This window comes from Cedecea lapagei, from assembly GCF_900635955.1.
Taxonomy (GTDB): Bacteria; Pseudomonadota; Gammaproteobacteria; order Enterobacterales; family Enterobacteriaceae; genus Cedecea; species Cedecea lapagei.
This window is the reverse complement of sequence record NZ_LR134201.1, coordinates 4,302,867-4,329,508: the sequence shown is the minus strand read 5'-3', so window position 1 is coordinate 4,329,508 and position 26,642 is coordinate 4,302,867. Positions and strand designations below refer to the sequence as shown.

Here is a 26,642-nt window from a genome sequence, read left to right as displayed (position 1 = left end):
TTAAACCATAACCACACTTCGGTGTGGTTATTTTAAACCGGGGAATCACCGTGCAGCGACTCGCAATACTCTTTGTCTGTCTGTTACTCCAGGCGTGCTCAGCGACCACCAGAGGGCTTGGTACCTCGCTCTGGAACAGTATTTCCGGAGGCGGCGGCGTGCAGCTTACCGATGATGAAATTGCCGAGATGCGCTACGCGAGCCAGTACATGAGCATCAACAACGGTCCGCAGCTGTTCGTGGTGCTCGCCTATAACGAAAACGGCCAGCAGAAATGGGTGACGCAGGACAGGGCGGTCATTATCACGCAGAGCGGCCGCATTGTGAAAACTTCCGGGCTGGGCGACAACCTGACGGAAGTCACCAACCTTGACCGCGACCCGCTGGCGAAAGTGAAACAGATGACGGATGGCGAGAGCTGGACCCGGCAGATAGCCTGGACCGAACGCCAGCAGGTTCGCTACGCCACCGCCACATCCAACTTTGAATTTGACGGTACCGATACCGTCAAAGTCGGCAGCAGCGTGACCAAAGTGCGCGTACTTGAAGAACAGGTAACCGCGCTCGGGAAAAGCTGGACGAACCGCTACTGGGTTGACGACGAAGGGCAAATCCGCAAATCAAAACAGTACCTCGGTCCGGGCTACTGGCCTGTCACCACGCTTCTTGTGAAGGCGGCAAAACAATGAAAAAAATCCCCTTTCCCTTAATAGCTCTGCTTTTCGTCAGCGCCTTTAGCCATGCAGAAAGCACCGTGACTGTGTATGTAAAACCGCAAGCGCAGCCTCTGGTGATCAAAGATGCCGAGCGGCTGACCGATTTAGTCACTCGCCCTGAACTCAGCCGCAGCTGGTGGCCAGCGGCGGTCATCAGTGAACGGCAGGCAAGTGCGGCGCAAGAACAAAAACAGCAGCAGCTTCTGGCTCGGCTCAGCGAAGTGGCCGCTGATGAAGGCGGCGATGACGGTGCGGCAATCAACGGGCTACGCCAGCAGCTCAGCGCAATCCACGTGACCGGGCGTCAGTTTGTCAATCTGGATCCCGACTGGGTTCGTCTTCGCCCGCAGGCAAACGTGCCGCTTCAGGGGGAATACAGCCTGTGGACGGGGCCGCAGCCCACAACGATTACGCTGGTGGGGTTAGTCAGTTCACCGGGCATTAAGCCGTTCATGCCGGGGCGCAGCGTCGATGAATATCTGGACGATATCAGCCTGCTGAGCGGCGCAGACAGAAGCTATGCCTGGGTGATTTACCCGGATGGCAGAACCGAAAAAGCGCCGGTAGCGTACTGGAACAAACGCCATATCGAACCCTCGCCGGGCAGCCTCATTTTTGTCGGTTTCTCAGATCGCCTTTTCAGCTCCACGTTTGATGAGCTGAACCAGCAAATCCTTAATAGCCTGACCCATCGGATACCGGATTAATGAAAAAACGTTACCTGTATAGCCTGATGGCGCTGGCGGTGGCCTCCGCCTGCCGCGCTGAAACCTATCCGGCACCCGTTGGCCCTTCTCAGGCAGACTTTGGTGGTGCAGGCCTGCTGCAGACGCCGACGGCGCGCATGGCGCCGGAAGGGGAGTTTAACCTCAACTATCGTGACAATGACCAGTACCGCTTCTACTCCGCCTCTATGCAGCTTTTTCCCTGGATGGAGGCCACGCTGCGCTATACCGACGTGCGTACCCGCCATTACAGTAGCGTGCAGGCTTTCTCTGGAAACCAGACCTATAAAGACAAAGCGTTCGACGTGAAATTCCGTCTCTGGGAAGAGGGGTACTGGCTTCCTCAGGTTTCTGCGGGCATCCGCGATCTGGGCGGAACCGGACTGTTTGACGGCGAATATGTGGTAGCGAGCAAAGCCTGGGGGCCATTCGATTTTAGCCTCGGCATGGGCTGGGGCTATTTAGGCACCAGCGGCAACATCAAGAACCCTCTGTGTGAGTACAGCGACAAGTACTGCCGCCGCGATGACAGCTACAACATGGCGGGCTCCTTCAACTTTAGCAGCATGTTCCATGGCCCAACGTCGTTGTTTGGCGGCGTGGAGTACCAGACGCCATGGCAGCCGTTAAGACTGAAGCTCGAGTATGAAGGCAACAACTACAGCCATGAATTTGCGGGAAAAATAGATCAGCGCAGCAGCGTTAACGTCGGTGCTATCTACCGGGTGACCGACTGGGCCGATGTGAACATGAGCTATGAGCGCGGAAACACCTTTATGTTCGGCGTGACCCTTCGCACCAATTTCAACGATCTTAAGCCGGGATACAACGATGCCCGCCGCCCTGAGTACCAGCCCCATCCGCAGGACGAAATTCTGCAGCACAACGTGGTGGCAAACCAGCTGACCGATCTGAAGTACAACGCCGGGCTGATCAACCCGAATATCCAGGTCAAAGGCGATACGCTCTACGTCACGGGAGAGCAGGTGAAATACCGCAATTCCCGCGAAGGTATTGAGCGCGCCAACCGCATCATCATGAACGATCTGCCGGATAATATTCGCACCATCCGCATTACCGAAAGCCGCCTCAACATGCCGCAGGTAACCACGGAAACGGACGTGGCCAGCCTGCGTAATCACCTTGCGGGCGAGCCGCTGGGGCACGAAACCGTGCTGACGCAAAAACGCGTTGAGCCGGTGGTGCCGGAGAGTACCGAGCAGGGGTATTACATCGAGAAATCGCGCTTCAACTATTCGATAGATCCTATCCTCAATCAGTCCATCGGCGGCCCGGAAAGCTTCTACATGTATCAGGTTGGGGTGATGGGGAACGCGGACTACTGGCTGACGGATCACCTGTTAACCAGCGGCAGCCTGTTTGCGAACGTCGCCAACAACTACGACAAATTTAACTACACCAACCCGCCGGCGGACTCCACGCTGCCCCGTGTGCGTACCCACGTGCGTGATTACGTAGAAAATGATATCTACATCAATAACCTGCAGGCGAACTACTTCCAGTACTTCGGGCATGGGATCTACGGCCAGGTGTATGCGGGCTACCTGGAAACCATGTACGGCGGCGCGGGGGCCGAGCTGCTTTACCGCCCTGTCGACAGCAACTGGGCGATTGGCGTCAACGGCAACTACGTCAAGCAGCGTGACTGGCGTAGTTCGCAGGACATGATGAAGTTTACCGACTACAGCGCCAAAACGGGACATATCACCGGCTACTGGACGCCGCCGTTTGCCCAGGATGTGCTGGTGAAGCTTAGCCTTGGGCAGTATCTTGCGCAGGACAAGGGCGGCACCCTGGAGATATCGAAACACTTCGACAGCGGAATAGTGGTGGGCACCTACGCCACCATCACCAACGTGTCGAAGAAAGAGTATGGGGAAGGGGACTTTACCAAAGGCTTCTATATCAACGTGCCGCTGGATATCTTCTCGGCTTACCCGACCCGCAGCCGTGCTCAGGTCACCTGGACGCCGCTGACGCGTGACGGCGGGCAGATGCTGGGCCGTAAGTTCGACCTTTACGGGATGACCGGCGATCGCAGCGAGAATTTCCGATAGTGAAGGTAAGTAAATAAACTAGATCCAGATCACACATTCAACGTATAACAGCCTCTCAATACACAATAATAATGAGGGGCTGTTATGCCTGTGTCACCGCGTTTTGCCTGGATCTCTACCGCTATGCAGACGGTGCTTAACCTTGGCCTGCTGGCTCTGGGACTGATCCTGATTATCTTTCTCGGCAAAGAAACGATTCATCTGGCTACCGTGCTGTTTACGCCGGGAGAGGAGTCCAGCTCGTATCTGTTTATCGAGGGGCTGGTTGTCTACTTCCTCTACTTCGAGTTTATTGCGCTGATTGTGAAATACTTCCAGTCGGGTTATCACTTCCCGCTGCGCTACTTTATTTACATCGGCATCACCGCGATTGTCCGTCTGATTATCATCGATCACAGTTCGCCGATCGACGTGCTGATTTATTCGGGGGCGATTCTGCTGATGGTGATCACTCTTTGGCTGTGCAACAGCCAGCGCCTGAAGCGGGAATAAAAAAGGGCGGCCCGAAGGCCGCCTGAAATAAGACGAAGGTCAAAGTGAGGGTTGCAGTGGTATGGCATCAAGATGAAGCACATGACTTTCAGGGATAACGTTAACCTTTTACCCCGCCAGCGGTCAGGCCGCTAACCAACCAACGCTGGGCCAGCAGGAACACAACGGTAATCGGTATTGCGGAGAGCACCGCCGCGGCGGCAAAATCGCCCCACAGGTAGTTTTGCGGGTTGAGGTATTGCTGCATGCCCACGGCCAGCGTGTAGCTGTCTACGTCGCGCAGCAGCAACGAGGCCACCGGAACCTCGGTGATGGCGGCGATAAACGACAGAATAAAGACCACGGCCAGAATCGGCACCGATAGCGGCAGCAGCACCAGGCGGAATGCCTGCCACGGCGTTGCGCCGTCCAGCGCGGCGGCCTCCTCCAGAGAACCATCGATAGTTTCGAAGTAGCCCTTAATCGTCCAGACATGCAGCGCAATCCCGCCTAAATAAGCGAAAATGACGCCGCCATGGGTATTCAGTCCGATAAACGGAATGTATTGACCCAGGCGGTCAAACAGCGCGTAAAGTGCCACCAGCGAGAGCACCGCAGGGAACATCTGGAAAATAAGCATCCCTTTCAGCAATGTCGCTTTCCCCGGGAAGCGCATACGGCAAAGGCGTAGGCGCAGGTGGTGGAAAGGGCTACGATACCGACCGCCGTGATACCGGCAATTTTTATCGAATTCCACAGCCATAGCAGCACCGGGAACGGCGGCGGCGTTACTCGTCCATCCGCATGCTCCACGCTAAAGCCCAGCGCCAGCTTCCAGTGCTCCCAGGAGACCTGATCGGGGATCAGGCTGCCGGTGGCAAAGTTGCCGGGCCGCAGTGAAATCGCAATCACCATCAGCAGCGGGAACATAATTGCCGCAATAAATAACAGCAGCAGGAAGTGCGTGATAAACAGACGCAGCTTTTGAGATTTGGGTTGCACCATAGCCATGGTCAGGTTCCTCAATCAAACTTCATGCGGGTGGCTTTCAGGTTCACAATCGCCAGCGCGCCCACCAGCAGGAAGATCAGCGTTGCGATAGCTGCTGCGAGGCCAAAGTCCTGGCCGCCGCCGCCTTCAAAGGCGATGCGGTAGGTGTAGCTTACCAGCAGGTCGGTATAGCCGGCCGGCGTGGTCGTTCCCAGACGATCCGGGCCGCCGTTGGTTAACAGCTGAATCAGCACGAAGTTATTAAAGTTAAAGGCAAAGCTGGCAATCATCAGCGGCGTGAGCGGCTTAATCAGCAGCGGCAGCGTGATTTTAAAGAAGTTCTGGAACGGGCCTGCGCCGTCCATTGCCGAGGCTTCATAAAGGTCGTCAGGAATGGCCTTTAGCAGCCCCATGCACAGGATCATCATGTACGGATAGCCCAGCCAGGTATTGACGATAATAATCATCGCGCGGGCGGTTGTCGGGTCGCTAAACCAGGCGGGTTTAATACCGAACAGCGCGCTCAGCATCATGTTGATTTCACCGAAGCTCTGGTTGAATAAGCCTTTGAAAATCAGTATCGAAATAAACGAAGGCACGGCGTAGGGCAGGATCAGCAGCAGGCGATAGGCCGCCTTGCCTTTCAATGACTCCCACTGCACCACGCAGGCCAGCACCATTCCCACCGCAACGGTGAGGATCACCGTGAGCACGGAGAAAATTACCGTCCAGACGAAGATGGCCAGAAACGGCTTTTGGATCCCGTCATCATGGAAGACACGGAGGAAGTTTTTCCAGCCGATGGTCACGGTGTAGCCCGGGCTTAGCCGTTCGCCTGCCCAGCTGCCGTCGGCGTTCACCGACTCGTAATAGCCGATATGGTCGTTTGGGGCGTATTTCACGCTGGTCTGGTTATTGGTCAGGTCACCGTTTTCCGCCAGCGTATAGAGCGGGCGGGTGCCTGAGAACTGGCGCAGGGAGCTCATTACGACCCTGCTCTCATCCGGCAGGACGGCGGTTATCTGGCTAAGCGTCTGGCGATTCTGGGTGATTACGCGCAAATTACCGCGCTCGCCTTCCGGCAGCGCATCTGTTTCTTTCAGCTGGATTTTTTGTTCACTACCCAGGGCGAACTTGTCCGAAACATAGTTTTTACCGCTCTCCCCGTCGGTGAGCGCCAGCGTCCATTCGTTGCCGTTCGGGTAGAGGCCAAAATTAAACGTTTTGCCCGCCTGGTACTGGCGGTCCATCAGCACCTGCTGCGCACGTTCAAACGTCAGCTGATTGGTGCTGCTGTAGTTGGTAAAGGCGATGGCGATAGTACAAACCAGCGGGAACAGGACGAACAGCCCCATACCGGCCATGCCAGGATAAACATAGCGCCAGGCATAGGCCCTGCGGTTGGCAAAAATATAGAGGCCAAGCGAGCTTAAAATCAGCGTCATCATGGCGAACAGGTACTCCCCCCGGGCGTACATTAAAACCACCAGATAGCCAACCAGCAGGGCCAATGCGCCGATGACTGACCACTTCACTCCCTCGTTTTGCCACCAGCGGCCCTTTTTAACTGCATCCATGGGGTCTTCCTCTACAGCGTGTTATTTCCCCTCACCCTAACCCTCTCCCCAGGGGGAGAGGGGACAGAAAGGGCCAGTTTTCTCACTCCAGCGGAGGGCCGGACTCAATCCGAATTCCTCCCTCTCCCCCTTTGGGAGAGGGCCGGGGTGAGGGGCAAGCTTTACTTAGTGATACGTCCCTGAGCATCCTTCAGCGCGGCATCAACGGTCTGGCGGCCGCTAACGGCGTTAACAACCGCGGTGCGTACGGCATACCAGAAGGCAGACATCTGAGGAATATTCGGCATGATCTCGCCTTTTTGGGCGTTATCCATGGTGGCAGCAATACGCGGATCCTTCGCCAGCTGTTCCTGGAAGGATTTCAGCGCCACGGCACCGAGTGGTTTGTCCTTGTTGACTTCCGCCAGGCCCTGGTCGGTCAACAGGTAATTTTCAAGGAACTCTTTCGCCAGCTCTTTATTCGGGCTGGCTGCGTTGATCCCGGCGCTTAATACGCCAACGAACGGTTTAGACGGCTTGCCTTTAAAGGTGGGCAGCAGCGTCACGCCGTAGTTAATTTTGCTCTTGTCGATATTGGACCAGGCCCAGGGACCGTTAATCGTCATCGCCGTTTCGCCCTTGTTGAACGAGGCTTCAGCGATGGAGTAGTCGGTGTCGGCGTTCATCTGCTTGTTCTTGATCATCTCGACCAGGAAGCCAAGGCCTGCTTTAGCCCCCGCGCTGTCTACGCCCACATCTTTCACATCATATTTGCCGTTTTCAAACTTGAAGGCATAGCCGCCGTCCGCGGCAATCAGCGGCCAGGTGAAGTACGGCTCCTGCAGGTTGAACATCAGCGCGCTCTTACCTTTCGCCTTCAGCGCTTTATCCAGGGCTGGGATCTCCTCCCAGGTTTTCGGCGGGTTTGGCACCAGGTCTTTGTTATAAATCAGCGACAGCGCCTCGACCGCAATCGGGTAAGCGATCAACTTGCCGTTATAGCGAACCGCGTCCCATGTGAAGGGATAGAGTTTGTCCTGGAAAGCTTTATCTGGGGTGATTTCGGCCAGCAGGCCGGACTGCGCGTAGCCGCCAAAGCGGTCATGAGCCCAGAAGATAATGTCCGGGCCGTCGCCGGTCGCCGCCACCTGAGGGTATTTTTCTTCAAGTTTATCAGGATGTTCAATGGTGACTTTAATACCGGTATCTTTCTCAAACTTCTTACCGACTTCGGCCAGGCCGTTATAGCCCTTATCGCCGTTAATCCAGATGACCAGTTTGCCTTCTTCGATTTTTGCCAGTGCAGAGGCGGAAAGCATCATCGTTGTCAGAGCTGACAAAGCGAGGATACGGGCGCCGGTTTTAATTTTCATATTCCCATCCTTTGAGTGGTGGTGTGCGCTTTATAGGGTAGTGCAGATTCACGTTGTTAAGTCTGCGGAGATGGCAAGCGCTTCTCATCCTCCTTTGCTCTACGCCCCAGAGGGGTTATCTGTGATCTGCTTTGCATAACTGGCCGTTATGTGTTCTGGCGCACATAAAAACGCGGCGAAAATTGAAGCCGCGATCACGAAAATCCCTGATGCCACCTGCAACCGGTTGCAGATGCACCCTCCTCATCCTCCCGCCTCCTCCCCCCATAAAAAAGCGTTAGGGTGGAGGATTTACCAAATGTAGCGATCCCTCATAGTCGGATACATCTTGAATCACCTGTCTGATGGCAGGTGGCAGTAATGAGGGAGAGGTAATGGCAAGCGTACAGCTGCGGAACGTAACAAAAGCCTGGGGTGACGTGGTGGTGTCGAAAGACATCAATCTCGACATCAATGAAGGAGAGTTCGTGGTGTTTGTCGGACCTTCAGGCTGCGGTAAGTCAACGCTGCTGCGCATGATCGCGGGCCTGGAAACCATCACCAGCGGCGAACTGCTGATCGGCGAAAAGCGCATGAACGACATTCCACCCGCTGAACGCGGCGTGGGCATGGTGTTTCAGTCCTATGCCCTCTACCCCCATCTCTCCGTCGCGGAAAACATGTCCTTTGGCCTGAAGCTCGCCGGGGCAAAAAAAGACGATATCAACCGGCGCGTCAACCAGGTTTCCGAAACCCTGCAGCTCGCGCACCTGCTGGAAAGGCGCCCGAAGGCGCTGTCCGGCGGCCAACGCCAGCGTGTGGCGATTGGTCGTACCCTGGTGGCAGAGCCCCGCGTATTCCTGCTGGATGAACCGCTTTCAAACCTCGATGCGGCGCTGCGCGTACAGATGCGTATCGAAATATCCCGTCTGCATAAGCGACTGGGCCGCACGATGATTTACGTGACCCATGACCAGATTGAGGCGATGACCCTGGCCGACAAAATCGTCGTGCTGGACGCCGGACGCGTCGCGCAAGTAGGGAAGCCGTTAGAGCTGTATCACTACCCGGCAGACCGCTTTGTGGCGGGCTTTATCGGGTCGCCAAAAATGAATTTCCTGCCGGTAAAAGTGACCGCGACGGCCATTGACCAGGTGCAGGTGGAATTGCCTAACCGTCAGCACGTCTGGCTGCCGGTGGAAAGCCGCAGCGTTCAGGTGGGGGCCAATATGTCACTTGGCATCCGCCCGGAACACCTGCTGCCGAGCGACATTGCTGATGTCACCCTCGAAGGGGAAGTGCAGGTCGTTGAGCAGTTGGGACACGAGACTCAGATTCACATCCAAATCCCCGCCATTCGTCAGAACCTGGTCTACCGCCAGAATGACGTGGTGTTGGTAAAAGAGGGTGCCACATTCGCTATTGGCCTGCCGCCAGAGCGCTGCCATCTGTTCCGAGAAGATGGCACCGCATGTCGTCGGTTGCATCAAGAGCCCGGCGTTTAAGCATTCCCATAATAAATAAAAGCAATGATTTCAGGAGATAGAATGATGATTACTCTGCGCAAACTCCCACTGGCGGTTGCCGTTATTGCAGGCATCGTGTCTGCACAGGCCGGCGCCGTTGACTTCAAGGGTTATGCACGTTCTGGTATTGGCTGGACAGGCAGCGGCGGCGAGCAGCAGTGTTTTAAAGCAACAGGCGCCGGCTCTAAATACCGTCTGGGTAACGAATGTGAAACCTATGCTGAAGTGGAGTTAGGTCAGCAAGTTTGGCAGGAAGGTGAAAAAAGCTTCTACGTTGACACCATGATCGGCTATGCCACCAGCCAGCTGAACGACGTGGAAGACACCGACGGCGGTCCGCGCGTGCGCCAGATGAACGTGGTAGGTAAAAACCTGTTCGACGCGCTGCCAGGGGCCAACATTTGGGCAGGTAAACGTTACTACAAACGTCACGACGTCCATATGATCGACTTCTACTACTGGGATATTTCAGGTCCTGGCGGCGGTATCGAAGACATCGATCTGGGCTTTGGTAAACTCTCTCTTGCTGCCACCCGTAACGGCGAATCCGGGGGCTCTCAGGCCTTTGTTGACGGTGAAACCAAAAATAAAGACCTGGCGAACGATATCTTTGACGTGCGCCTGGGCCAGATGCAGGTTAACCCAGGCGGCTCGCTGGAGCTGGGCTTTGACTACGGCCGCGCCAACAACACCAAACACTTCGATTCTGTCGATCAGGATGCCACCTCCAATGGTTGGCTGGGCACCGTTGAGCACACTCAGACTTTCCTTGGCACCAGCCTGAACAAATTTGTGGTGCAGTACGGTACTAACGCGATGGCGCAAACCAACGGTACCGGTCGCCCTGATACTTCCAGAAATAACGACGGCAAAATGCTGCGTGTGATCGACCACGGTGCTATCGATTTCAACGACACCTGGGGCCTGATGTACGTAGGTATGTACCAGGATATCAACCGCGATGATAGCAACGGCACCAAGTGGTGGACCGTGGGCGTTCGTCCTATGTACAAATGGACGCCAATCATGAGCACCTTGCTGGAAGTGGGCTACGACAACGTGAAGTCTCAGCTGACTGACAAGAGCAACAACCAGTACAAAATTACCCTTGCGCAGCAGTGGCAGGCGGGGAACAGCATCTGGTCTCGCCCGGCTATCCGCGTCTTCGCGACCTACGCCAAGTGGGATGAGAAGTGGGGCTACTCTTCCGGTAACCTGGGTGACGCCAACTACGTTGCAGACGCGCCGTCCGGTACTGCTTTCAGCGATACCAGCGCTCGCACCTTCAGCCGTGGTGACGACAGTGAAGTGACCTTCGGTATTCAGATGGAAGCCTGGTGGTAAGTTAACCCGCTGCGCGGGTGCTGAGCGCCCGCCAGTTTAAATGCCTGACCCGTCTCTTTTTTGCCTGAAGGAGGCGGGTTCGCTACGAGGATAAAATAATGAAAAAACACCTTCTTGCGCTTTGCCTGCTTCCCGTACTGGGCTTATCTTCCGTGCCGGCCTCTTTTGCCGCCAACACGGCGATTAACCCACAAAACGTCTCTACCGCACCGTCTATTCCTGCGGACAAATTGCAAAGTTTGCCGTGGATACCGCTGATGCCGCCCGTCAGTCAGGACGTTGTGCTGACGGCCTCTTCGGCCAGCCTTAACGTGGGCGAACTTTCCGGTAGCGTGGCGGCGTTCGTGCTGCCAGCCGATCAGGGCTCACTGGAGATCACGCTCTCCAGCCTGGTGAAAGATTTAAGCGTGTATGCGCCAAACGTCCTGATTCTCGACGGGCAGATGCAGCCTTCTGCTTTCTTCCCGAGCAGTTACTTCCAGTACCAGAAGCCAGGGATGACCTCCGGCAACCGTCTGGAAAACGTCATGAAGCTGACCCCAATGATGGGCCAGAAACAGATCTATATGCTGGTTTACACCACCAAACGCGATCTGGCGGAAACCACCCGCATGATTAACCCGGCGAAGCTTTACGCCGAAGGGGCAAATAACGCGATCCCTGACGTAGCCGACCCTGTAGCTCGACACAGCGGGCAGGGTACGCTGGCGGTGCAGGTCAAAACCGAACAGAACAGCGGCAACATCATGATCGGCAAGATCTTCGGTGGATCGGATGCCAAACCTGTTGTGGTGGGCAACGTAGCGCCGCCAACGGCCTATTCCGCGCCGGCTGCTGCTCCAGCACCAGCTGCTGCGCCTGCGCCTGCGCCGGCACCGGCAGCGAAGAGCGAGCCGATGCTCAATGATACGGAAAGCTACTTTAACCACGCGATTAAACAGGCAGTGGATAAAGGTGACATCGATAAGGCCCTTAAACTGCTGAATGAAGCCGAGCGCCTGGGATCCACCTCCGCCCGTAAAACTTTTATCAGCAGTGTAAAAGGCAAGGGGTAATTTTCTCCCCACGTTGCTGATGCTTGAAGTATTGGTGCGCTCAGGCGCACCTTTTTTTCCTTGTTATAATTCAAGCCACAGGGGTGTTGGCTGCACTCCCTTGCCGCCAGGCTGTGACAGGCATTGTTTAGGGGAAAGGGTGGATTGCTCTTCCTGTTGCCCAATTGTTGCAATATTTGCCGTGGGTGTTGCCATTGACTGCCCTCATCACGATGTTCTGCGCTACAATGCCCTCAGGTTATGTATCGGAGAGTATTCCCATGTCCGACGCGCTTTCGCCGTTGCGCGCCCTGAATTTCTATACAGAGGTCCCGCAAGGGCTTAGCTCCGCTTATCTTGACTGGCTCTTGCTGGAAGATTCGATGACTAAACGTTTCGAGCAGCACTGCAGCAAAGTCACCGTCCGCATTGTGCGCGAAGGTTTTTTCCCGGCGAGCAGCGATATGCCTGAAGCCGGGTTATTGCCTGCCTCTGAGCGCTACTGGCTGCGGGAAATCATTCTTTGTGGTGATGACGAGCCCTGGCTGCTTGGGCGCACCGTTGTGCCTGAAATTACGCTCGACGGGCCCGAGCTGGCGCTGCAGAAGCTCGGCAGTACCCCGCTTGGCCGCTATTTGTTTAGCTCATCCACCCTGACGCGCGACTATATTCAGATTGGCCGTAGCGCCGAACTGTGGGGACGCCGTTCCCGGCTGAGACTCTCCGGCAAACCGCTGTTGCTGACCGAGCTATTTCTGCCGGCGTCTCCGCTGTACAAAGAGGAAGAATAATGGAGTGGAGTCTTAACCAGGGAAAACTTCTGGCCTACCACCGGTTAATGCGTACCGATAAGCCCATTGGTGCGCTGCTGCTGCTGTGGCCAACGCTGTGGGCGCTGTGGGTAGCGACACCGGGTTTGCCCTCGCTGATGAACCTGATTGTCTTTATTGCCGGCGTCTGGCTGATGCGCGCGGCGGGCTGCGTAGTGAATGATTACGCTGACCGTAAGTTTGACGGCCATGTTAAGCGCACCGCGCACCGCCCGCTTCCCAGCGGGGCGGTTTCTGAGAAAGAAGCGAAGATCCTGTTTGTTGTGCTGGTGGGACTGGCTTTTCTGCTGGTGCTCACGCTCAACACCATGACTATCCTGCTGTCGATAGCGGGGCTGGCGCTGGCGTGGGTCTATCCGTTTATGAAGCGCTACACCCATTTGCCCCAGGTGGTGCTGGGGGCGGCATTTGGCTGGTCCATTCCTATGGCGTTTGCGGCGGCAAGCGAATCGGTACCGCTAAGCTGCTGGCTGATGTTCCTCGCCAATATTTGCTGGACGGTAGCGTACGACACGCAGTATGCGATGGTTGACCGTGATGACGATCTGAAAATTGGTATTAAATCGACGGCGATCCTCTTTGGCCGCAACGATAAGCTGATTATTGGCCTGCTGCAAATCGCCACCATGGTGCTGATGGGCATTGTTGGCTGGCTAAACGGGCTTGGCGGCGCGTTCTACTGGTCTGTCTTGCTGGCGGGTGGGCTGTTCCTGCACCAGCAAAAACTGATTGCTAAACGCGAGCGGGAAGGCTGTTTTAAAGCCTTTATGAACAATAACTATGTCGGCCTGGTGCTGTTTCTTGGCCTGGCGTTGAGCTATCTTCATTTCTGATCGTTCAGGCAATAAAAAAGGCGAGTCGATGCAAAATGCCGACTCGCCTTTTTTGTCTCTGCAAAATTAAGAGGCTGCGTCCTGCGAGGCCGAGCTCTCGATGGTCAGACGTATGTCCGAGGTCACCAGGTCTGCCAGCATCTGGTAAACCTTGATGGTTTCGGTCGCGTCTGCATCTCCGGTATCGCTGATGTAGCCCTCATCGCGCAGGGTGAGGACCAGCGAGGTGAAGACGGCTTTATCAAAGAACTCAGGGGCGTTGATGCCGTGCAGCACGGAAAGGCGCTGCGCCACCGTGCGGCTTTCGCGCTCCAGCGTCCCGCGGTTGATCGCCGGGTTGGCGCTCAGCTGCCAGAAGGTAATGGCATAACGCTGAATAGTTTCGCGAACGCCCGCCGCCAGCAGCTGCAGGGTGCGCGAGCGGTTAGGGTTGATCTGCACTTCATCGTCGGCCACCATCACCAGACCCTGACGCTCCATCTCCGCGATCAGCGCATCAATCTCACGGCCCAGCTCGGTTTTTTCCCAGCGCAGGAACAGTTCCGCCTTCAGCATCGGATAAACCACTTCTATCTGACGCAGCAGCTCGGCGCGCGAAATTTGGCGATGCTGGGTGATAATAGCGGCCATCAGCGACGGCAGCACCAGCATATGCATGATGTTGTTGCGGTAGTAGGTCATCAGCACGGCCTGCTCGCGCGGCAGAATGATGATGTCACCGATGGTGTCTTTCTCCAGCTCGAACTTATTCATCTGCAGCGCGTGGTCGATCAGCGCATCTGCGGAGACGGCCGGTGCGGTGGCGTCCGGCGAGTAGGGGACGTTGCGCAGCAGGTTCAGGTAGCAGTCGAGCTGTTCCGTGAGCTGCTCACGGGTCAACGAACGCTGGCGTGAAGCAAGCAGCGCGGTACAGCACAGGTTCATGGCGTTCGCCGCCCCTGCGTTGTTGATTCGCACCATCAGATCGGCGGCGATATCGTTCACCGTTGGCGTCAGCCAGGCCGGGCGAATTGCCTCGATAGGATCGATAGAATCTTTCCACTCCGGCACATGCTGGTTCAGGTAGGCCATCAGCGGCAGCGGTTCACCGAAGTTAACGTAGCCCTGGCCCAAATTACGCAGCTTGCTCAGGCCGCGAATCATCTGCACGAAGCTCTCTTTCTCTTTGGTCGCACCGCGCAGCTCCTTCGCGTAGGTGCCCACTTCCATGACGTGCTCGTAGCCGATGTAAATCGGCACCAGGGTAATAGGACGGGTACCGCCGCGCAGCATGGCCTGAATCGTCATCGACAGCGTGCCGGTTTTTGGATCCAGCAGGCGGCCGGTACGGGAGCGGCCACCCTCGACAAAGTACTCAACGGAATAGCCACGGCTGAAAAGTTCGCCGAGGTACTCGCGGAACACCGTAGAGTAAAGCTTGTTGCCCTTGAAGGTACGGCGAATAAAGAACGCGCCCAGGCGGCGGAAAATCGGGCCTGCCGGCCAGAAGTTCAGGTTAATCCCGGCGGCGATATGCGGCGGTACCAGCCCCTGGTGATAGAGCACGTAGGAGAGCAGCAGGTAGTCCATATGGCTGCGGTGGCAGGGCACATAGACAATTTCGTGGCCGTCGTGAGCAAGCTGGCGCACGCGCTCGGCATTATGCACGTTAATGCCCTGATAGAGGCGGTTCCAGGTTAAGCCTAACACCCGGTCCGTCAAACGTACGGCTTCATAGGAGAAGTTGGCCGCAATCTCTTCCATCAAAGCGACGGCGTTCTGCTGGGCTTTTTCGTGAGAAATTTTCTTGCTGCGGGCTTCATCTTCTACCGCGCGGGCAATCGCTTTTGACGCCAGCAGCTTGTTGAAGAGATCCTGACGAACCGGCAGACGTGGGCCCACTGCGGCCAGACGCTGGCGAGCAAAATGGGTGCGCGCGACGCGAGCCAGTTTTTGGGCGATAATTTTGTCGGTGCCGTGCTCGGTCGCCATACGGCGCAGGGAAACCGGCGGGGAAAAACGGACAAAGCTATCGCGGCCCAGCCATGAAACCGCAAAGAACTTCTGCACGCCGTTCAGGGTGCGTAAAGGCGGATTGATTTCCCCTTTCTCGCGCCCCGGTGAGCGGCCGAACATCACGGAAACCGGCACCATCTGCACATCGAGGTTTGGGTTGCTGCGATGCAGATCCAGATAGTCGTGGAAAAGTTTTACCGACTCTTCTTTTGGCGTGTAGTAGGTAAAGACGCGCGGGCCGCCGTGGATAAACACGTAGCGCGGCAGCAGTACGCCGTCAATTTCTAAGGGGTCCAGCGGGTCGGGCAGGTCATGCGCCAGACACTGGGCACGCAACGTCAGTAAGTCTGCCTTAGAGTTGTAGGGCAGAACGTACATAATCGGGCGTGAAGGATCCAGACCGAGCTCGGTTTGCGGATCCGCCGGAATAGAGTTGCTCTTTACCAGAACGCTTAATGGTAAATTCAGTAATTTGTAGTAAATTCTTGGCCAGCCTGACATAAACGATGTAAAGCCTCAGGTTAATAATGCAAATGCGCCGCAAGGATATCAGAAACTCTGGGGAATTTCTGTGGCGCTGCGATTTAGACTCAGTGAGCATTGACGCTCAATATTTAAAAAGGTTTCCTTTCATGGCGAATAATTCCACCGGCATCACCCGCATTATTAAGGCCGCAGGCTACTCATGGCAGGGGCTGCGTGCCGCCTGGATCAACGAAGCGGCCTTTCGCCAGGAGGGCGTTGCTGCGGTTATCGCTATCGCCATCGCCTGCTGGCTGGACGTTGACCCTATCACCCGTATTTTACTGATTGGCTCCGTTGTGTTGGTGATGATTGTCGAGATTCTTAACAGTGCCATTGAGGCGCTGGTCGACCGAGTCGGCACCGATTATCACGAGCTTTCTGGGCGCGCCAAAGACATGGGCTCTGCCGCGGTACTGATCGCGATTATCCTTGCGGTGGCGACCTGGGCCACCTTGCTTTGGTCACATTTGCGATAGTCCTTCCAGAATAGTTTAAGTCGCTGGTTTTTTGCTTAATTTGAGGTTTCAAATTCGCCCTGGGCTGTATATACTCACAGCATAACTGTATAAACACCCAGGGGGCGGAATGAAAGCACTAACTACCAGGCAGCAAGAGGTGTTTGATCTCATTCGGGATCATATCAACCAGACCGGCATGCCACCTACGCGCGCCGAAATTGCACAACGTCTGGGGTTCCGTTCTCCAAACGCCGCTGAAGAGCATCTTAAAGCGCTCGCTCGCAAAGGTGCCATCGAGATCGTCTCCGGCGCGTCGCGCGGTATTCGTCTGCTGGTTGAAGAAGAGAGTGGCCTGCCGCTGGTAGGCCGCGTGGCTGCCGGTGAACCGCTGCTGGCCCAGCAGCACATCGAAGGCCACTACCAGGTCGATCCGTCGCTGTTCAAGCCGAATGCCGATTTCCTGCTGCGCGTTAGCGGTATGTCGATGAAAGATATCGGCATCATGGACGGCGATTTACTTGCGGTGCACAAAACGCAGGACGTGCGTAACGGCCAGGTGGTTGTCGCCCGTATCGACGATGAAGTCACCGTGAAGCGCCTGAAAAAACAGGGCAATACCGTGCATCTGCTGCCGGAAAACAGCGAATTCCAGCCGATTGTCGTCGATCTTCGCGAGCAGAACTTTAGCATTGAAGGTCTGGCCGTCGGGGTGATCCGCAACGGCGAATGGCTGTAGCCTCTCTTCAGGTGGTGCGGTGAACCTGCCGTACCACCCGCTTTAAACCCCTCTCTTTTCCCCATGGATTATTCCCATGCGATGCTTCTCGTCAACAGATAGTGCGCTGTGGCAGCTGGCGCTGCCGATGATTTTTTTCCAACATTACCGTGCCGCTGCTTGGCCTGGTCGACACCGCCGTTATCGGCCACCTTGATAGCCCAAACTACCTCGGCGGCGTGGCTATCGGGGCTACGGCGACCAGCTTTCTGTTTATGCTGCTGCTGTTTTTACGCATGAGCACCACCGGATTAACGGCGCAGGCGTTTGGCGCGAACGATCCGCAGCGCCTGGCGCGCGCGCTGGTTCAGCCGCTGATGCTGGCGCTGATAGCCGGGCTTGCCATCGTGGTGCTGCGTTATCCGCTGATTACCCTTGCCCTGCACGTTGTGGGCGGCAACGAAGAGCTGCTGTATCAGGCGCGCCGTTTCCTTGAAATCCGCTGGCTGAGTGCTCCCGCTTCGTTGGCTAACCTCGTGCTTTTAGGCTGGCTGCTTGGGGTTCAGTATGCGCGGGCGCCGGTGATCCTGCTGGTGGCGGGGAACCTTATTAATATCGTTCTCGACCTCTGGCTGGTGATGGGGCTGCATATGAATGTCCAGGGTGCGGCGCTGGCAACGGCCGTGTCCGAATACGCCACGTTTATTATTGGGTTGTTGATGGTGCATAAAGTCCTGAAGCTACGGGGGATCAGTTGGGCACGCCTGAAAACGGCCTGGCAGGGTGATCTGCGCAAGCTTTTGGCGCTTAACCGCGACATCATGCTGCGCTCGCTGTTGCTGCAAATTTGCTTTGCCTCCATCACCCTCTTTGGCGCGCGTCTCGGCAGCGATATCGTGGCGGTGAACGCCGTGCTGATGACGCTACTGACCTTCACCGCCTATGCGCTTGACGGCTTTGCTTATGCGGTGGAAGCGCATTCGGGGCAGGCCTACGGGGCGCGTAACCGTGGGCAATTGCTGGAGGTCTGGGGAGCAGCATGCAGGCAGGCCGGGCTGGTGGCCGTTGCTTTTGCTCTGCTCTACGCCTTCGCCGGAGAGCACATCGTCGCGCTGCTGACCTCTTTGCCGGCGCTTCGCCAGCAGGCCGACAGCTATATTGGCTGGCAGGTGGTATTGCCGGTGGTTGGCGTCTGGTGCTACCTGCTCGACGGGATGTTTATTGGCGCGACTCGCGGCACCGAGATGCGGAACAGTATGGCGGTGGCTGCCTTCGGTTTTGGCGTGACGCTGCTTACGCTGCCGTTTTTGGGCAACCATGCTCTATGGCTGGCGCTGGCGGTGTTTTTAGCGTTGCGCGGCCTGTCGCTCGGTTTTATCTGGCGGCGCCACTGGCGCAACAACACCTGGTTTGCCGCACATAGCGACCGTTGATCGCGCTTTCTGCCCCGCATCACTCCCTCTTCTGACAAGCTGATTTCCCGCTTTTAAGGCGGGGGATCGGCACGCTGCTATTTTGAAAATGGTTAAAGATTCTGAGTTTTAAATATAACCCGAAATCCTTGACTACAATTATCTCTACATCCAGCAGACAGTGGGTGTTTTCCAGAAAGTCAGCATCCGGCAATCAGGATGTTCAACACCTAAACCGAATGATGAGGAGACCACAATGAATAAGGACGAAATCGGCGGTAACTGGAAGCAGTTCAAAGGTACGATCAAAGAGAAATGGGGTAAGCTGACCGATGACGACATGACCGTCATCGAAGGTAAGCGTGATCAGCTGGTAGGTAAAATCCAGGAACGTTACGGCTACGCCAAAGACCAGGCAGAGAAAGAGGTCAAGGACTGGGAGTCCAGGAATGAATACCGCTGGTAACTTGCCAGCCCCTCAAATGTGCTAATCCTGCCCGGGTACAAGGATGTACCAACCCTTCTTAACGTTTTTTCTTCGGCTGCACCGTATGATCGTGATCGCAGGCGCCGTGATGCCGACAGGCTTCCACTTCCGAACACTCAGCGCAGAGCCCGTGGGCTTCAATCACGTTGTGCCGCAGCGCAAAACCCATTTTTGACGCCAGCTTCTGCATAATATCTTCCACCCCCTGAGCCGCCTGCTCTTTCACGGCGCCACATCTGTCACAAATAAACATGGCGGAAGAGTGGGTTGGATGGTCGATAAAATTACACAGCACGTAGCTGTTGTTGGATTCCACGCGATGCACAAAACCCTGCTCAAGCAGGAAGTCCAGCGCCCGGTAGACAGTTGGCGGCTTTGCCTGTGGCTCGCTGACGCGCAGGAGATCGAGCAGATCATAGGCGCTGATGGCGCCGCTCTGCTCTGCCATAAGGCGCAAAACCTCGAGACGCTGTGGCGTCAGGCGTACATTGCGTTGCAGGCAAAGCTTTTCAGCCTGCGCTAACATGTTTTGCGAAGTTTTGGTGTCCATCAGCCTCTCCCGGTCATTGACTCAATACTTTACCATAATGCGGATAAAACGCCGAATCCTGGTACATAATGACCCTATCTACTCAGGAGGACGTGATGCAAAAACCCGATTGTATTCGCCACTGGCGCGAGCTTGAAGGCGATGATGACGCAGCTTATCCGGATAGCGCAGAACTGTTTTCCATTGGCGCTCCCCTGGCACGCAATTTAGGCTTAACCCGCCTGGGGATTCACCATGAACGCATTCCTGCCGGCCGCAGAACCTCTTACCCTCACGCAGAGAGCAGCGAAGAAGAGTTTGCGTATGTGCTCGAGGGGCATCCGGAAGTGTGGATCAATGGCCATCTCTGGCAGCTTGAGCCTGGCGATAGCGTAGGTTTTCCGGCAGGAACCGGCATTTGCCATACCTTTATCAATAATACTGAGCAGGACGTTCGACTTTTAGTCGTCGGGGAAGCGAATAAAGCCGAAAATAAAATTTATTATCCGCTAAACCAGTCTTACGCCATGCAGCGCACGGATCGCTGGATAGATCACCCTCCCCAATTTTTTGGGCCGCATAACGGCCTGCCTTCACGAAAAGCAAAGGGTAAACTATAAATTAATTAGCATGGAAACGATGAGACGCTAACCCTAAGGATATATCTGGGATCCCGATGGTTCAAATATCCATCTTTTTATCGCGCTATTCACAGCAATAGTCTGCCTCTGTTCAGTCATAACTGTCAGGGGCGAATTACTTCATCTGACAATCAGACAGGCGTGCTGTGAATGAATAAAACAAAATCTTCGGTGGCGACACTCGCCGCAACGTTATTTATTGCCCATCAGGCCGGGGCGGCAGGGACCTGGTCCGAGGCGCGCAACGATGCCATGGGGGGCACGGGTGTCGCTTCTGCGAATTATGGCAGCGGTGTTTTGATCAACCCGGCGCTATTAGCCCGCTCTCAGCCAGATGATAATATTACGGTTGTTCTGCCAACCGTCGGGGCGCAAATAACGGATAAAGACAACCTCCAGGACCGGATTGATGATATCAGCGATAAAGTTGATAACTACAAACAGGCGGTTGGATCGTTAAGGCCGCGGGATATTCTTTTAAATCCTAACGGCACCTTAAATCAGTTTCGCAGCGCAGCCGGAGATCTAGCCAGCGAGCTTGAAGATTTACGCGGCGAAACGGCAAATGCAAAAGCTGCCGCAGGTATTGCGGTCAGTATCCCAAATGACACGCTCTCCGTTGCATTTGTCACCAAAGCCTATGCGCGAGCGAGAGTCAGTTCCTCTATCGATCAAAACGATATTGATTATCTACGCCGTATCCAGAACTCCAGCCTTGTGGCGGGAAGCGTGGCGATTGATGCGGCGCTAAACGGTTCCGACCAGATCACCCGTAACCTGAACTCTACCGCTTCCGGGCGCGCGGCCATTGTTTCCGATTACGGTATCGCTCTGGCCCATAAATTCGACGTTGGTGGCGTGCCGGTTTCCGTCGGCGTGACGCCAAAGCTGCAGAAAACCTGGCTCTATAACTACACCACTTCAATTTACGCTTATGACAGCGGCGACTGGAAAAAAGGGCAATACCGCAACGACGATACCGGGTTCAACCTTGACGCGGGCGTTGCCGCCGATCTGGGTGAAAACTGGACCGTTGGCCTGAGCGGGCAAAACCTGGTTTCCCGTGATATCGATACGAAAGATATTTTCATTACCAATGGGCGTACCGGAGAAACCCACAGCTACAAAGATACCTACCAGATTAGCCCTCTTGTCACGGCCGGCGTAGCCTGGCACAACGATCTGGTCACGCTGAGCGCCGACGGAGATCTGACCGAAACCAAAGGCTTCAAGAGCGAAGCGAATTCCCAGTATGTCGGTGTTGGCGCAGAGGTCAGGCCGCTCTCATGGCTGGCGCTGCGTGCTGGTTACCGCGCTGATGTGAAAAATAACGACAGCAACGTCTTTACCGGCGGCATCGGGTTCGCAGCAGGAAAACACGTTAACGTCGACCTGATGGGATTGTACGGCGAAGACCAGACCTGGGGGGCAGGGGCGCAGCTTAGCGTGGCCTTCTGATACTGAATGCCGGGGCAGCCTGATGCTCCGGCGTTGCTTTATGCTATAGTAGCGACCCTTTTTTAATCGTAGCCTGCGTAAACGTATGTCCTCACAAAGCAACCAGACTCCTTTCCAGCCGCACCGTTTCTCCATTGCGCCGATGCTCGACTGGACCGACCGCCACTGCCGCTATTTCCTGCGCCAGCTGTCTCGCCACACGCTGTTGTACACCGAAATGGTGACAACCGGGGCGATCATTCACGGTAAAGGGGACTATCTGGCCTATAGCGAAGAAGAGCATCCGGTTGCGCTGCAGCTGGGCGGCAGCGATCCGCAGGCGCTGGCGCACTGCGCGAAGCTCGCCGAAGCGCGCGGCTACGATGAAATTAACCTCAATGTGGGTTGCCCCTCCGATCGCGTACAGAACGGGCGCTTCGGTGCCTGCCTGATGGGCGAGGCGCAGCTGGTTGCCGACTGCATTAAAGCAATGCGTGACGTGGTCTCTATCCCGGTTACGGTGAAGACCCGCATCGGGATTGACGACCAGGACAGCTACGAATTTCTCTGCGACTTCATCGGAACGGTGGCAGGCAAGGGCGAGTGTGAGATGTTTATCATCCACGCGCGAAAAGCCTGGCTTTCCGGCCTGAGCCCGAAAGAAAACCGTGAAATTCCCCCGCTGGACTACCCTCGTGTTTATCAGCTTAAGCGTGATTTTCCGCACCTGACGATGGCCATCAACGGCGGTATCAAGACCCTGGAAGAAGCCAAAACGCATCTCCAGCATCTGGACGGCGTGATGGTGGGGCGTGAGGCTTATCAAAACCCAGGCCTGCTGACCACGGTGGACCGCGAGATTTTTGGTGCTGACGTAGCAGACAGCGATTCCGTGGCCGTCGTGCGGGCTATGTACCCGTACATTGAACGCGAGCTGGCAAACGGCACTTACCTTGGGCACGTGACTCGCCATATGCTCGGCCTGTTCCAGGGTATCCCTGGCGCGCGTCAGTGGCGTCGTTACTTAAGTGAGAACGCCCATAAAGCCGGGGCAGGCATTGAAGTGGTTGAACACGCGCTCTCTTTGGTTGCCGATAATCGCCAGCTCTAGCTGTAAAACAGCCGGGATAATTCAGGTATTGCGGAGCCGATCACAAGCCTGAACTTAATCCCGGCGGCGTCATTTCATTTACTTATTAAATCTGCGACTATCCTTTTGCAGTAACAAGAATTCATCGCGCTGTACCCTACATACGGCACGAACAAAAAAAGAAAGGGCTTCCCACGGGAAGCCCTAATTCTTTCTAGGGGATCAACAAACTCGACCCTTGCGTCGCGCGGCTTTCCAGCGTTTTATGGGCAAGTACCGCGTCCTTCAGCGCAAACTTCTGGTTCTCTGCGACATCCACCTTTACTGCGCCGCTGGCGATCAGCGAAAACAGCTCGTTGCAGGCCTCATCGAACTCTGCGCGAGTGGTCAGATAGCCGTTAAGCGAAGGGCGCGTCACGTAGAGCGAACCTTTCTGGTTCAGGATGCCAAGGTTAACGCCGGTCACCGGGCCGGACGAGTTACCGAAGCTGACCATCAGCCCACGGCGCTGCAGGCAGTCGAGCGAAGCTTCCCAGGTCTCTTTTCCGACCGAGTCATAAACCACAGCAACTTTCTTGCCGCCGGTCAGCTCTTTGACGCGCTCAGAGATATTTTCATGCTGATAGTTAATGGTCTGCCAGGCTCCGGCCTGCAGGGCACGCTCGGCTTTTTGTGCCGACCCCACGGTGCCAATCAGTTTTGCCCCCAGCGCTTTCGCCCACTGGCAGGCTATTAAGCCCACGCCACCGGCCGCCGCATGGAACAGGAAGGTTTCATTCGCTTTGATCTCGTAGGTTTTACGCAGCAGGTAAAACACCGTCAGCCCTTTCAGGAATGAGGCTGCGGCCTGCTCGAAGGAAATGGCATCCGGGATTTTAGCAACCTTATCGGCTGGCGCATTGTGCACGCTGCTGTAGGCGCCGAGGCCGGATTGCGCGTAAACAACGCGATCGCCAACCTTCAGGTGAGTCACGCCGCTGCCGACCTTACTGATAACGCCAGCGGCTTCGGTCCCTAGCCCGCTCGGTAACGATGGAGGTGGATAAAGGCCGCTGCGGATATAGGTATCAATGTAGTTAATCCCTATGGCCTTATTCTCAACCTGAACTTCGTTTTCTGCAGGATCTTTCGGCGTAAACTCAACGGCTTTCAGTACCTCTGGTCCGCCGTGTTGGCTAAATTCGATGCGCGTTGCCATGGAAACTCCTTGTGTCGAAGAGGGACAAGAATGGTTATACTTCCCGGTCTCTCACTATGAATTTGGTAGCTCCCTCACTATGGCAGGAAATAAACCCTTCAACAAACCGAAAGAACCCCGCGACCGTCAGGTAGAAGGGCTGAAAATGCCGCCGCACTCGCTTGAGGCGGAGCAGTCGGTGTTGGGCGGTTTAATGCTGGATAACGAACGCTGGGACAACGTCGCCGAGCGCGTGGTTGCAAACGACTTCTTCAGCCGTCCGCACCGCATGATCTTCACCGAGATGCAGCGCCTGCTCGAAATGAGCAAACCCATCGACCTGATTACGCTTTCCGAATCTCTGGAACTCCAGGGCCAGCTCGAGAGCGTCGGTGGTTTTGCTTATCTCGCGGAGCTTTCTAAAAATACGCCAAGTGCGGCGAACATCAGCGCCTATGCCGATATCGTTCGCGAGCGTGCAGTCGTACGCGAAATGATTGCGGTCGCCAATGAAATCGCCGATGCCGGTTATGACCCGCAGGGGCGTAGCAGCGAAGATTTACTGGATCTGGCCGAGTCTCGCGTTTTCCAGATTGCGGAAAACCGGGCCAACAAAGATGAAGGCCCGAAAAGCATCGACCAGATTCTGGAAGCCACGGTGTCGCGTATTGAGTCCCTGTACCAGACGCCGCATGACGGCGTAACGGGCGTGGACACCGGCTATCAGGATCTGAACAAGAAAACTGCTGGCCTGCAGCGCTCCGACCTGATTATCGTTGCGGCCCGTCCGTCAATGGGTAAAACCACCTTCGCAATGAACCTGTGCGAAAACGCCGCCATGCTGCAGGACAAACCGGTATTGATCTTCAGCCTTGAGATGCCAGGTGAGCAGATCATGATGCGTATGCTGGCTTCGCTGTCGCGCGTTGACCAGACCCGAATTCGTACCGGGCAGCTGGATGACGAGGACTGGGCGCGAATCTCCAGTACCATGGGTATCCTGCTGGAGAAGCGCAACATGTATATCGATGACTCCTCCGGCCTGACGCCGACCGAAGTTCGCTCCCGTGCCCGCCGTATTTATCGCGAGCATGAAGGCCTGAGCATGATAATGATCGACTACCTGCAGCTGATGCGCGTGCCCTCTTTGTCCGACAACCGTACGCTCGAAATCGCCGAGATTTCCCGCTCGCTCAAGGCGCTGGCGAAAGAGCTTCAGGTGCCGGTCGTGGCGCTGTCGCAGCTTAACCGCTCCCTGGAGCAGCGTGCGGACAAACGCCCGGTTAACTCCGACCTGCGTGAATCCGGCTCCATCGAGCAGGATGCCGACTTAATCATGTTTATCTACCGCGACGAGGTTTACCACGAAAACAGCGACCTGAAAGGTATTGCTGAAATCATTATCGGTAAGCAGCGTAACGGCCCCATCGGTACCGTGCGTCTGACCTTTAACGGCCAGTGGTCGCGCTTCGATAACTATGCCGGGCCGCAGTACGACGAAGAATAAAAATCCTCGTCATCCTTCAAGCCGCCCCGCTGTGACCTGAATGATTAAGAGGATTGGCACAATTTAATCCAAACATTGAGCAAGGAACGAACATGCAAGCGGCAACCGTCGTGATTAACCGCCGCGCTCTGCGACACAACCTGCAACGCCTGCGCGAACTGGCTCCGAACAGTCGCATGGTGGCAGTCGTGAAAGCAAACGCCTACGGGCATGGTCTGCTGGAGACCGCCCACACCCTGGAAGGCGCCGATGCGTTCGGCGTTGCCCGTCTCGAAGAAGCCCTGCGCCTTCGGGAAGGCGGCATCACGAAACCGGTTCTGTTGCTGGAGGGGTTCTTTAATGCTGAAGATCTGCCGGTGATTGCCGCCCAAAACTTTCAAACGGCGATCCACAGTACACAACAGCTGGAAGCGCTTGAGCAGGCCGATCTGAGCCAGCCGCTGACCGTCTGGATGAAGCTGGATACCGGGATGCATCGCCTGGGCGTTCGTCCGGAAGAGGCGGAAGCTTTCTATCAGCGTCTTGTCGCCTGCAAAAACGTCCGCCAGCCGGTGAACGTGGTAAGCCATTTTGCCCGTGCCGACGAGCCGGAATCCGATGCTACGCCGCGCCAGCTTGATATCTTTAATACCTTTACCGCAGGCAAGCCGGGGCAGCGCTCGATCGCCGCATCGGGCGGTATTCTGCTGTGGCCCGACTCGCACATGGACTGGGTTCGTCCGGGCATCATCCTCTACGGCGTCTCCCCGCTTGAGCAAAAGCCGTGGGGCGAGGACTTCGGCTTCCAGCCGGTGATGTCCCTGACCTCCAGCCTGATAGCGGTTCGCAGCCATAAAGCCGGTGAGCCGGTGGGCTACGGCGGTACCTGGATTGCCGATCGTGACACCTGCCTTGGCGTGGTGGCGATGGGCTATGGCGACGGCTATCCACGCAGCGCGCCGTCGGGGACGCCGGTGTTGGTCAATGGCCGTGAAGTGCCTGTTGTTGGGCGCGTCGCCATGGACATGATTTGCGTCGATTTGGGGCCGAATGCCGCTGAAAAACCCGGCGATAGCGTGGTGCTCTGGGGGGAAGGTTTGCCTGTCGAGCGCATCGCTGAATATTCAAATGTGAGTGCTTACGAACTTATCACGCGCCTGACATCAAGGGTGACAATGAAGTATCTGGACTGAGTGTCCTCGCCTGGTTTACAGTGGAAATCCGCGAACTGTAAA

22 protein-coding genes and 2 pseudogenes are annotated in these 26,642 nt (G+C 55.9%); 18 read left to right on the top strand and 6 right to left on the bottom strand.

What is annotated here, in order from left to right; genetic code table 11:
• The first annotated feature begins 50 nt into the window (after positions 1–50).
• From EL098_RS21010 to psiE, 4 genes are all read left to right on the top strand, one after another.
• A complete protein-coding gene (locus tag EL098_RS21010) occupies positions 51–689 on the top strand; it encodes a YjbF family lipoprotein (RefSeq protein WP_126357951.1) in 639 nt (212 codons plus the stop codon).
• Positions 686–1,423, top strand: coding sequence for a capsule biosynthesis GfcC family protein (locus EL098_RS21005; protein ID WP_126357950.1), 738 nt, complete (start codon positions 686–688; stop codon positions 1,421–1,423). Before EL098_RS21010 ends, EL098_RS21005 begins: the two co-directional genes overlap by 4 nt.
• The gene (locus EL098_RS21000; RefSeq protein WP_126357949.1) at positions 1,423–3,519 is read left to right on the top strand and encodes a YjbH domain-containing protein; all 2,097 of its coding nucleotides are present in this window, start codon (positions 1,423–1,425) and stop codon (positions 3,517–3,519) included. The genes EL098_RS21005 and EL098_RS21000 overlap by 1 nt, the downstream gene beginning before the upstream one ends.
• An 84-nt stretch (positions 3,520–3,603) precedes the next feature.
• A complete protein-coding gene (gene psiE, locus EL098_RS20995) occupies positions 3,604–4,011 on the top strand; it encodes a phosphate-starvation-inducible protein PsiE (protein ID WP_126357948.1) in 408 nt (135 codons plus the stop codon).
• A 100-nt stretch (positions 4,012–4,111) separates the two neighbouring features.
• On the opposite strand, the pseudogene malG reads toward psiE, so the two are convergent.
• The 3 genes and pseudogenes from malG to malE all read right to left on the bottom strand — a co-directional run bounded on the left by malG (position 4,112) and on the right by malE (position 7,909).
• Positions 4,112–5,001, bottom strand: a pseudogene (malG, locus tag EL098_RS20990) (maltose ABC transporter permease MalG).
• Positions 5,002–5,012: 11 nt separating this feature from the next.
• Positions 5,013–6,557: a maltose ABC transporter permease MalF gene (gene malF, locus EL098_RS20985; protein WP_126357947.1), complete on the bottom strand. Its 1,545-nt coding sequence runs from the start codon at positions 6,555–6,557 to the stop codon at positions 5,013–5,015.
• 161 nt (positions 6,558–6,718) lie between these two features.
• Complete coding sequence (malE, locus tag EL098_RS20980; protein ID WP_126357946.1) at positions 6,719–7,909, bottom strand: maltose/maltodextrin ABC transporter substrate-binding protein MalE; 1,191 nt, start codon at positions 7,907–7,909, stop codon at positions 6,719–6,721.
• Positions 7,910–8,283: 374 nt separating this feature from the next.
• On the opposite strand from malE, the gene malK reads away from it, so the two are divergent.
• The 5 genes from malK (at position 8,284) to ubiA (ending at position 13,455) form a co-directional block, all read left to right on the top strand.
• Entirely contained in the window at positions 8,284–9,393 is a 1,110-nt protein-coding gene (gene malK / locus EL098_RS20975; protein ID WP_126357945.1) for a maltose/maltodextrin ABC transporter ATP-binding protein MalK, read from the top strand.
• A 42-nt stretch (positions 9,394–9,435) separates the two neighbouring features.
• Entirely contained in the window at positions 9,436–10,758 is a 1,323-nt protein-coding gene (locus tag EL098_RS20970) for a maltoporin (protein ID WP_197718530.1), read from the top strand.
• A gap of 98 nt (positions 10,759–10,856) precedes the next feature.
• Positions 10,857–11,813 (top strand): maltose operon protein MalM, encoded by a 957-nt coding sequence (gene malM, locus EL098_RS20965; RefSeq protein WP_126357944.1) that lies wholly within the window; start codon positions 10,857–10,859, stop codon positions 11,811–11,813.
• A gap of 260 nt (positions 11,814–12,073) precedes the next feature.
• Complete coding sequence (ubiC, locus tag EL098_RS20960; protein ID WP_126357943.1) at positions 12,074–12,583, top strand: chorismate lyase; 510 nt, start codon at positions 12,074–12,076, stop codon at positions 12,581–12,583.
• Entirely contained in the window at positions 12,583–13,455 is an 873-nt protein-coding gene (ubiA, locus tag EL098_RS20955; protein WP_126357942.1) for a 4-hydroxybenzoate octaprenyltransferase, read from the top strand. The genes ubiC and ubiA overlap by 1 nt, the downstream gene beginning before the upstream one ends.
• Positions 13,456–13,521: 66 nt before the next feature.
• Here the strand turns inward: ubiA and plsB are convergent, their stop codons facing one another.
• Complete coding sequence (gene plsB / locus EL098_RS20950; protein WP_126357941.1) at positions 13,522–15,951, bottom strand: glycerol-3-phosphate 1-O-acyltransferase PlsB; 2,430 nt, start codon at positions 15,949–15,951, stop codon at positions 13,522–13,524.
• A gap of 131 nt (positions 15,952–16,082) precedes the next feature.
• On the opposite strand from plsB, the gene EL098_RS20945 reads away from it, so the two are divergent.
• From EL098_RS20945 to EL098_RS20930, 4 genes and pseudogenes are all read left to right on the top strand, one after another.
• Positions 16,083–16,451 carry a diacylglycerol kinase gene (locus EL098_RS20945; protein WP_126357940.1) on the top strand — a complete coding sequence of 123 codons (369 nt, stop codon included), beginning with the start codon at positions 16,083–16,085 and terminating at the stop codon, positions 16,449–16,451.
• Between the two features lie 109 nt (positions 16,452–16,560).
• The gene (lexA, locus tag EL098_RS20940; RefSeq protein ID WP_038476699.1) at positions 16,561–17,169 is read left to right on the top strand and encodes a transcriptional repressor LexA; all 609 of its coding nucleotides are present in this window, start codon (positions 16,561–16,563) and stop codon (positions 17,167–17,169) included.
• A 76-nt stretch (positions 17,170–17,245) separates the two neighbouring features.
• Positions 17,246–18,581, top strand: a pseudogene (gene dinF / locus EL098_RS20935) (MATE family efflux transporter DinF).
• Between the two features lie 235 nt (positions 18,582–18,816).
• The gene (locus tag EL098_RS20930; RefSeq protein ID WP_126357939.1) at positions 18,817–19,026 is read left to right on the top strand and encodes a CsbD family protein; all 210 of its coding nucleotides are present in this window, start codon (positions 18,817–18,819) and stop codon (positions 19,024–19,026) included.
• Positions 19,027–19,084: 58 nt separating this feature from the next.
• On the opposite strand, the gene zur is transcribed toward EL098_RS20930, so the two are convergent.
• Positions 19,085–19,597 carry a zinc uptake transcriptional repressor Zur gene (zur, locus tag EL098_RS20925; protein ID WP_126357938.1) on the bottom strand — a complete coding sequence of 171 codons (513 nt, stop codon included), beginning with the start codon at positions 19,595–19,597 and terminating at the stop codon, positions 19,085–19,087.
• 95 nt (positions 19,598–19,692) lie between these two features.
• Between zur and EL098_RS20920 the strand changes: the two genes are divergently transcribed.
• The 3 genes from EL098_RS20920 (at position 19,693) to dusA (ending at position 22,765) form a co-directional block, all read left to right on the top strand.
• Positions 19,693–20,196, top strand: a complete 504-nt coding sequence (locus tag EL098_RS20920) for a cupin domain-containing protein (RefSeq protein ID WP_126357937.1) — start codon at positions 19,693–19,695, stop codon at positions 20,194–20,196.
• 171 nt (positions 20,197–20,367) lie between these two features.
• The gene (locus EL098_RS20915; protein WP_126357936.1) at positions 20,368–21,675 is read left to right on the top strand and encodes a conjugal transfer protein TraF; all 1,308 of its coding nucleotides are present in this window, start codon (positions 20,368–20,370) and stop codon (positions 21,673–21,675) included.
• An 85-nt stretch (positions 21,676–21,760) separates the two neighbouring features.
• On the top strand, positions 21,761–22,765 hold the full coding sequence (gene dusA, locus EL098_RS20910; protein WP_126357935.1) for a tRNA dihydrouridine(20/20a) synthase DusA: 1,005 nt from the start codon (positions 21,761–21,763) through the stop codon (positions 22,763–22,765).
• 193 nt (positions 22,766–22,958) lie between these two features.
• Here the strand turns inward: dusA and EL098_RS20905 are convergent, their stop codons facing one another.
• Positions 22,959–23,942 carry a quinone oxidoreductase gene (locus EL098_RS20905; RefSeq protein WP_126357934.1) on the bottom strand — a complete coding sequence of 328 codons (984 nt, stop codon included), beginning with the start codon at positions 23,940–23,942 and terminating at the stop codon, positions 22,959–22,961.
• Between the two features lie 79 nt (positions 23,943–24,021).
• On the opposite strand from EL098_RS20905, the gene dnaB reads away from it, so the two are divergent.
• Together dnaB and alr are read left to right on the top strand one after the other, a co-directional pair.
• Positions 24,022–25,428 carry a replicative DNA helicase gene (gene dnaB / locus EL098_RS20900; protein WP_126358522.1) on the top strand — a complete coding sequence of 469 codons (1,407 nt, stop codon included), beginning with the start codon at positions 24,022–24,024 and terminating at the stop codon, positions 25,426–25,428.
• Between the two features lie 92 nt (positions 25,429–25,520).
• Positions 25,521–26,600: an alanine racemase gene (alr, locus tag EL098_RS20895; RefSeq protein ID WP_126357933.1), complete on the top strand. Its 1,080-nt coding sequence runs from the start codon at positions 25,521–25,523 to the stop codon at positions 26,598–26,600.
• Positions 26,601–26,642 lie beyond the last annotated feature (42 nt).

What these genes read in the sequence shown, in the direction of transcription:
- EL098_RS21005 (WP_126357950.1), top strand. Translation starts at nt 686, where the DNA reads ATGAAAAAAATCCCCTTTCCCTTAATAGCTCTGCTTTTCGTCAGCGCC.
- EL098_RS21000 (WP_126357949.1), top strand. Translation starts at nt 1,423, where the DNA reads ATGAAAAAACGTTACCTGTATAGCCTGATGGCGCTGGCGGTGGCCTCC.
- psiE (WP_126357948.1), top strand. Translation starts at nt 3,604, where the DNA reads ATGCCTGTGTCACCGCGTTTTGCCTGGATCTCTACCGCTATGCAGACG.
- malF (WP_126357947.1), bottom strand. Translation starts at nt 6,557, where the DNA reads ATGGATGCAGTTAAAAAGGGCCGCTGGTGGCAAAACGAGGGAGTGAAG.
- malE (WP_126357946.1), bottom strand. Translation starts at nt 7,909, where the DNA reads ATGAAAATTAAAACCGGCGCCCGTATCCTCGCTTTGTCAGCTCTGACA.
- malK (WP_126357945.1), top strand. Translation starts at nt 8,284, where the DNA reads ATGGCAAGCGTACAGCTGCGGAACGTAACAAAAGCCTGGGGTGACGTG.
- EL098_RS20970 (WP_197718530.1), top strand. Translation starts at nt 9,436, where the DNA reads ATGATGATTACTCTGCGCAAACTCCCACTGGCGGTTGCCGTTATTGCA.
- malM (WP_126357944.1), top strand. Translation starts at nt 10,857, where the DNA reads ATGAAAAAACACCTTCTTGCGCTTTGCCTGCTTCCCGTACTGGGCTTA.
- ubiC (WP_126357943.1), top strand. Translation starts at nt 12,074, where the DNA reads ATGTCCGACGCGCTTTCGCCGTTGCGCGCCCTGAATTTCTATACAGAG.
- ubiA (WP_126357942.1), top strand. Translation starts at nt 12,583, where the DNA reads ATGGAGTGGAGTCTTAACCAGGGAAAACTTCTGGCCTACCACCGGTTA.
- plsB (WP_126357941.1), bottom strand. Translation starts at nt 15,951, where the DNA reads ATGTCAGGCTGGCCAAGAATTTACTACAAATTACTGAATTTACCATTA.
- EL098_RS20945 (WP_126357940.1), top strand. Translation starts at nt 16,083, where the DNA reads ATGGCGAATAATTCCACCGGCATCACCCGCATTATTAAGGCCGCAGGC.
- lexA (WP_038476699.1), top strand. Translation starts at nt 16,561, where the DNA reads ATGAAAGCACTAACTACCAGGCAGCAAGAGGTGTTTGATCTCATTCGG.
- EL098_RS20930 (WP_126357939.1), top strand. Translation starts at nt 18,817, where the DNA reads ATGAATAAGGACGAAATCGGCGGTAACTGGAAGCAGTTCAAAGGTACG.
- zur (WP_126357938.1), bottom strand. Translation starts at nt 19,597, where the DNA reads ATGGACACCAAAACTTCGCAAAACATGTTAGCGCAGGCTGAAAAGCTT.
- EL098_RS20920 (WP_126357937.1), top strand. Translation starts at nt 19,693, where the DNA reads ATGCAAAAACCCGATTGTATTCGCCACTGGCGCGAGCTTGAAGGCGAT.
- EL098_RS20915 (WP_126357936.1), top strand. Translation starts at nt 20,368, where the DNA reads ATGAATAAAACAAAATCTTCGGTGGCGACACTCGCCGCAACGTTATTT.
- dusA (WP_126357935.1), top strand. Translation starts at nt 21,761, where the DNA reads ATGTCCTCACAAAGCAACCAGACTCCTTTCCAGCCGCACCGTTTCTCC.
- EL098_RS20905 (WP_126357934.1), bottom strand. Translation starts at nt 23,942, where the DNA reads ATGGCAACGCGCATCGAATTTAGCCAACACGGCGGACCAGAGGTACTG.
- dnaB (WP_126358522.1), top strand. Translation starts at nt 24,022, where the DNA reads ATGGCAGGAAATAAACCCTTCAACAAACCGAAAGAACCCCGCGACCGT.
- alr (WP_126357933.1), top strand. Translation starts at nt 25,521, where the DNA reads ATGCAAGCGGCAACCGTCGTGATTAACCGCCGCGCTCTGCGACACAAC.